6 protein-coding genes are annotated in these 6602 nt (G+C 70.5%); all 6 read right to left on the reverse strand.

The genetic code is table 11. The features are described from left to right. Positions 1 to 223 precede the first annotated feature (223 nt). The gene (locus ABD308_RS32260; protein ID WP_344342992.1) at positions 224 to 1909 is read right to left on the reverse strand and encodes a ribonuclease J; all 1686 of its coding nucleotides are present in this window, start codon (positions 1907 to 1909) and stop codon (positions 224 to 226) included. A gap of 170 nt (positions 1910 to 2079) precedes the next feature. Beyond that, entirely contained in the window at positions 2080 to 2979 is a 900-nt protein-coding gene (gene dapA / locus ABD308_RS32265) for a 4-hydroxy-tetrahydrodipicolinate synthase (RefSeq protein WP_344342994.1), read from the reverse strand. A gap of 238 nt (positions 2980 to 3217) precedes the next feature. Beyond that, a complete protein-coding gene (thyX, locus tag ABD308_RS32270) occupies positions 3218 to 3949 on the reverse strand; it encodes an FAD-dependent thymidylate synthase (protein ID WP_344342996.1) in 732 nt (243 codons plus the stop codon). Beyond that, a complete protein-coding gene (locus ABD308_RS32275; protein ID WP_344342998.1) occupies positions 3946 to 4422 on the reverse strand; it encodes a hypothetical protein in 477 nt (158 codons plus the stop codon). Before ABD308_RS32275 ends, thyX begins: the two co-directional genes overlap by 4 nt. Before the next feature lie 7 nt (positions 4423 to 4429). Then, complete coding sequence (gene dapB / locus ABD308_RS32280; protein ID WP_344343000.1) at positions 4430 to 5176, reverse strand: 4-hydroxy-tetrahydrodipicolinate reductase; 747 nt, start codon at positions 5174 to 5176, stop codon at positions 4430 to 4432. A 13-nt stretch (positions 5177 to 5189) separates the two neighbouring features. Next, a complete protein-coding gene (locus ABD308_RS32285; RefSeq protein WP_344343002.1) occupies positions 5190 to 6542 on the reverse strand; it encodes a M16 family metallopeptidase in 1353 nt (450 codons plus the stop codon). Between the last annotated feature and the right edge of the window lie 60 nt (positions 6543 to 6602).

The raw sequence follows: 6602 nt of genomic DNA on the forward strand, positions 1-6602 counted from the left end.
TGTTTCCAGCTTATCAGATGTTTTCCGCTCCGTTTTCCGGAGTTTCATTCATCCGATTTGCTTTGGCCTTTCGGCGCTCCCGAACTCTATCAGAGTTTCTCGGGCCGTTTTCCCGCTCCGTTCTCGAATTTCGTTCGAGGACTTCGACTGGGGGCCGTCCCGTGGGGCAACCCGGAGAACAGTACGCACCGGGTCGCCCCACGTCAAATCACGCCGGGGAGGCTCAGACCTCGACGACGACCGGCAGGATCATCGGGCGGCGGCGGTAGTTGTCCGCCACCCACTTGCCGATGGTCCGGCGGACGAGCTGCTGGACCTGGCGAATATCCAGGACGCCGTCGCTCGCCGAGCGGTCGAGCGCCTCCTGGAGCCTGGCCGCGACGGGGACGAACGCGGCGTCGTCGATGCCGGAGCCGCGGGCCTGGATGCTCGGGCCGCCGACGATCTTGCCGTTGGTCGAGTCGACCACCACGAAGCAGGAGATGAAGCCCTCCTCGCCGAGGATCCTGCGGTCCTTGAGCGAGGCCTCGGTGATGTCGCCGACCGAGGAGCCGTCGACGTAAACGTAGCCGGCCTGCACCTTGCCGACGATGCGGGCGACGCCGCCCTCCAGGTCGACGCAGACGCCGTCCTCCGCGATGACCACCCGGTTGCGCGGGACGCCGGTCGCGATGCCGAGGTCGGCCGCGGCCCGCAGGTGGCGCCACTCGCCGTGCACCGGCATGAGGTTGCGCGGCTTGCAGATGTTGAAGAAGTACAGCAGCTCGCCGGCCGAGGCGTGGCCGGAGACGTGCACCTTGGCGTTGCCCTTGTGCACGACCTTGGCGCCCCAGCGGGTCAGCCCGTTGATCACGCGGTAGACCGCGTTCTCGTTGCCCGGGATGAGCGAGGACGCCAGGACGACGGTGTCGCCCTCGACGATGCGGATCTGGTGGTCGCGGTTGGCCATCCGGGACAGCGCGGCCATCGGCTCGCCCTGCGAGCCGGTACAGATCAGCACGACCTCGTTGTCCGGCAGGTCGTCCAGCTGCTTGACGTCGACGACCATGTTGCCGGGCACCTTCAGGTAGCCGAGGTCGCGGGCGATGCCCATGTTGCGGACCATCGAGCGGCCGACGAAGGCGACCTTGCGCTTGTACTCGTGCGCGGCGTCCAGCACCTGCTGGATGCGGTGCACGTGGCTGGCGAAGGAGGCGACGATGATGCGCTTCTCCGCGTTCGCGAAAACGTTTCGCAGCGCGGCCGAGATGTCGCGCTCGTGCGGGATGAAGCCGGGGACCTCGGCGTTGGTGGAGTCCACCAGCAGCAGGTCCATGCCCTCCTCCGCCAGCTTGGCGAAGGTGGGCAGGTCGGTGAGGCGGCCGTCCAGCGGCAGCTGGTCCATCTTGAAGTCGCCGGTGGCGACGACCATGCCGGCGGGGGTGCGCACGGCGACGGCCAGCGCGTCCGGGATGGAGTGGTTGACCGCGATGAACTGGCAGTCGAAGGGGCCGATCCGCTCGCGGTCGCCCTCGGCGACCTCTAGCACGTACGGGCGGATGCGGTGCTCGGCGAGCTTGGCCTCGATCAGCGCGAGGGTGAGCTTCGACCCGATCAGCGGGATGTCCGGGTTCTCCCGGAGCAGGAACGGGACGGCGCCGATGTGGTCCTCGTGGCCGTGCGTGAGGACGATGCCGTCGATCTTGTCGAGGCGGTCCCGGATGTAGCTGAAGTCCGGGAGGATCAGGTCGACGCCGGGCTGCTCGTCCTCGGGGAAGAGGACGCCGCAGTCGACGATGAGAATGCGGTCCCCGTATTCGAAGACCGTCATGTTGCGGCCGATCTCGCCGAGACCGCCGAGCGGGGTGATGCGCAGGGCGCCCGCCTTGAGGGCCGGCGGCGCGCCGAGTTCGGGATGCGGGTGGCTCAAAAGACTCTCCTCACGACGCACGCCATATGTCCGGGGTCCTCCCCCGCGAGACATATGGCGTGCGTTCTCAGTGTCGTTTTCCTACCAGGTCTGTGCTCTCGCGCCTTCGGTCCGGTCCAGCGGCGGGCCCGTGAGGGTCCGGCGAGCCGGGGCGCGCACGTCTGTGTCTGTTACAGGTCTACCCCGCCGTCGGCGAGATCCTTCTTCAGTTGCGCGATCTCCTCGGGAGTCGCGCCGATCAGGGGCAGCCGCAGCGGGCCGGCGGGCAGGCCCTGGAGGTCCAGCGCGGCCTTGGCGAGGATGACTCCCTGGGTGCGGAAGATACCGGTGAACACCGGCAGCAGGCGCTGGTGCACCGCCGTGGCCTTGGCCACATCGCCGGCCAGGTAGGCCTCGACCATGGCCCGCAGTTCGCCGGCGACCACATGGCCGACCACGCTGACGACACCGACGGCTCCGACCGACAGCAACGGCAGATTGAGGATGTCGTCGCCCGAGTACCAGGCGAGGTCCGAGCGGGCGATCGCCCAGGCGGCGGCGCCGAGGTCGCCCTTGGCGTCCTTGTTGGCGACGATCCGCGGGTGCTCGCCGAGCCGCACCAGCGTCTCGTGGCTCAGCGCGACCCCGCTGCGGCCCGGGATGTCGTACAGCATGACCGGCAGCCCGGTGGAGTCGGCGATCCGCACGGTGTGCCGGTACAGGCCCTCCTGCGGGGGCTTGCTGTAGTACGGCGTGACCGCCAGCAGACCGTGCGCGCCGGCCGCCTCGGCCTGGCGGGCCAGCTCGACGCTGTGGTGGGTGTCGTTGGTGCCGATGCCGGCCACCACGTGGGCCCGGTCGCCGACCGCCTCCACCACGGCGCGGACGAGGCGGGCCTTCTCGTCGTCGCTGGTGGTCGGGGACTCCCCGGTGGTGCCGTTGACCACGAGGCCGTCGTTGCCGGAGTCGACGAGGTGCGCGGCGAGGCGCTGGGCGCCGTCGAGGTCGAGGCCGCCGTCGGCGGTGAACGGTGTCACCATCGCGGTCAGGACCCGCCCGAAGGGCGTCTGGGGGGTGGAGGTCGGAGCCATGCGTCCAAAACTACTCGTAGGCGGTGGGGCGGCACCCGGGCCGGTCCACGGTTCGGACGGCCACACCGGCGCACCACCCCGGCGAAGGCGGTTCAAGCAGCGGGGACATGGGATTCCGGTGCTGCGTGCTCGGGGGTTCAAGCAGCACCGGAATCCGTGTTCACGAGCGTAGGGAGCGGTCAGAAATGCCGCAATCCAGACATGCCAGACGCTCTCCCCGGATGCCCGTCGCCGCAGGTCAGGGGGCGACCCGGCCGTGCTTCTCGAAGGCCGCATGGGTGAGCGGCATGAGCGCGGCCCACTGCTCCTCCATCCGCTCGGCGACCATCTCGATCTCGCGCTGCGGGAACGACGGCACCGCCGAGTTCTCCCGCTTGGTGCGCAGCGACAGGAAGTGCATCAGCGAGCGGGCGTTGCAGGTCGCGTACATCGACGAGAAGAGCCCGACCGGCAGCACCGCGCGGGCGACCTCGCGGGCCACGCCGGCCTCCAGCATCTCCTGGTAGCGCCCGTACGCCTCGCGGTAGGCGGCCTCCATCGAGGAGGTGACCGTCTTGTGCTGCTCGGGGGTGCCCTCGACGAACTCGTAGCGGCCGGGGCGGCCCTGCTGGACGAGCCTGCGCTCCTCGCCCGGCACGTAGAAGACCGGCTCCAGCTCGCGGTAGCGGCCGGACTCCTCGTTGTAGGACCAGCCGCTGCGGTGGCGGTGGAACTCGCGGAAGACGAAGATCGGCGCGCTGATGAAGAAGGTCATCGAGTTGTGCTCGAACGGCGTGCCGTGCCGGTCCCGCATCAGGAAGTTGATCAGGCCCGTGGACTTCTCCGGGTCCTGCTGGAGCGCCTCCAGGGACTGCTCCCCCGCCGTCGAAACCCGGGCCGCCCAGATGACGTCCGAGTCGGCGGCGGCGCTGCGGACCAGGTCCACGGTGACGTCGCTGCGGAACCGGGGGGCCGTCGTGTCGTCGCTCACGCGTTACTCCTCGCAGGCTTGGTGATGGTGGTGCCGGTATTGCGGTGCAGCCGGATCGCGTGCTGCATGGTCTTGCGGGCGCGCGGCACGTCGCCGGCGTCGGCGTACGCGACCGCCAGGCGGAAGAAGACCCGCCAGTCGCCGGGGGCGGCCTCGGCCTCGGTCTTGCGGCAGGCGAACACCGCGTCGGCCGAGGCGCGGTCGATCCGCCCGCCGTCGGTGCGCTCCAGCTCGTCCACCGGCAGGCCGCCCTCGGCCTCCAGCTCACGGGCGAGCCGCTCGCTGTCCCGGCCGAAGCGGACCGTCTGGCGCAGGAACCAGAGGCCGACGACCGGGATGACGAAGGCGCACAGGCCCATGCCGATGCCGAGCGGCTCGCCGGTGGCGATCAGCTGGACGCCCTCGCCGACGCAGAGCAGCGCGACCAGGGCCAGCACGCCGGAGAGGACGAAGAAGCCGGTACGGGAGGTCATGCCGGGCTCACAGGTCCAGGAAGTGTTCGAGGCCCAGGGTGAGCCCGGGCGTCTCGACGACCTTGCGCGCGCCGAGCAGGATGCCCGGCATGAAGCTGCTGTGGTGCAGCGAGTCGTGCCGGATGGTGAGGGTCTCGCCGGTGTCGCCGAACATCACCTGCTGGTGGGCGAGCAGGCCGCGCAGCCGCACCGCGTGCACCGGCACCCCGTCGACGTCGGCGCCGCGGGCGCCGGGCAGACTGTGGGTGGTCGGGTCCTGCTGCACCGGGCGGCCGGCCTCGGCGCGGGCGGCGGCGATCAGCTGGGCGGTGCGGGTGGCGGTGCCGCTGGGGGCGTCCGCCTTGCCGTCGTGGTGCAGCTCGACGACCTCGACCGACTCGAAGTACCTGGCCGCGATCTGCGAGAACCTCATGCCGAGGATCGCGCCGATCGAGAAGTTCGGCGCGATCAGCAGGCCGAGCTCCGGAGCCTCGTCGAGCCAGCCGCGCACGGTGGACAGCCGCTCCTCCGTCCAGCCGGTGGTGCCGGTGACCACGTGGATGCCGTGGTGCAGGCAGTGGTCGAGGTTGCCCATCACCGAGTCCGGGTGGGTCAGTTCGACGGCCACCTGGGCGCCCGCCTCGGTCAGCTCCTCCAGCCTGGAACCGCGGCCGAGGGTCGCGACCAGCTCCATGTCCGGCGCGGCCGCCACGGCCTCGACCGCCTCCGAGCCGATCCGTCCCTTGGCGCCGATCACGGCGACACGCAGCGTCATAGCGAAAGTCCTCTCACACCAGCAGGTCGGCGAGCTTCGCGGCCCGCTTGTCGTTGATCGGGCCGATCAGCGCCAGCGACGGCCGGTAGGCCCCCAGCACATCACGGGCGACCTCGTGGACGTCGTCCAGGGTCACCGCGGCGATCTTCGCCAGCATGTCGTCGACCGACAGGTGGTGGCCGTAGCTCAGCTCGGCCTTGCCGATGCGGTTCATCAGCGAGCCGGTGTCCTCCATGCCGAGCACGGTGGAACCGGAGATCTGGCCGATCGCGCGCCGCAGCTCCTCCTCGGTGATGCCCTCGGCGACCACCTTGGCGAGCTCGTCGCGGCAGATCCGCAGCACCTCCTCGACCCGCTTGGGCTGGCAGCCGGCGTAGATGCCGAACAGGCCGCTGTCCGCGTAGGAGGAGGAGTACGAGTACACCGAGTACGCCAGGCCGCGCTTCTCCCGGACCTCCTGGAACAGCCGCGAGCTCATGCCGCCGCCGAGGGCCGCGTTGAGCACGCCCATCGCCCAGCGGCGCTCGTCGTGCCGGGGCACGCCGGGCACGCCCAGCACCAGGTGGGCCTGCTCGGTGGACCGGTTGAGCACCTCGACCCGGCCGGCGGTGCGCAGCGCCTTGACGCCGCGCCGGGCCTCGGCGGGGGCCGCCTCGGACTTGGCGAGCAGCGGCGCGAAGGCCCGCTCGACCTGCCGGACGACCTTGCGGTGGTCCAGGTTGCCGGCCGCGGCGACGACCAGGTGCTCGGGCTTGTAGCGGCGGTGGAAGAAGTTGGCGATCTGGTCGCGTGTGAGCGAGCGGATGGTCTCCTGGGTGCCCAGGATCGGCCGGCCGAGCGGGCCGCTGCCGAAGATCACCTTGGCGAAGAGGTCGTGGACGACGTCGCCCGGGTCGTCCTCGGCCATCGCCATCTCCTCAAGGATGACGCCGCGCTCGGCGTCGACGTCCTCGGGGCGGATCAGCGAGCCGGTGAGCATGTCGCAGACCACGTCGATGGCCAGCGGCAGGTCGGTGTCGAGCACCCGCGCGTAGTAGCAGGTGTTCTCCTTGGCGGTGAAGGCGTTCATCTCGCCGCCGACCGCGTCCAGGGCGGCCGAGATGTCCAGCGCGCTGCGCCGCTCGGTGCCCTTGAAGAGCAGGTGCTCCAGGTAGTGGGTGGCGCCGTTGAGCTGCGGGGTCTCGTCCCGCGAGCCGACGCCGACCCAGATGCCGAAGGTCGCGGAGCGCACCGTCGGCAGGGTCTCGGTGACGACGCGCAGGCCGCCTGGGAGGACGGTGCGGCGCACGGTTCCGGCGCCGTCCACGCCCTTGAGCAGGGTCCGGGTGGTGCCGGGGCGCTGCGTCGCCGCCGAGGCCTGGGCCACGGGGGTACCTCCGTAGAAAAGCGGTCGGTCGAAAGGACGTGGGTGACAACAGGGTGCGGC

The organism is Kitasatospora putterlickiae (assembly GCF_039527695.1).
GTDB lineage: Bacteria > Actinomycetota > Actinomycetes > Streptomycetales > Streptomycetaceae > Kitasatospora > Kitasatospora putterlickiae.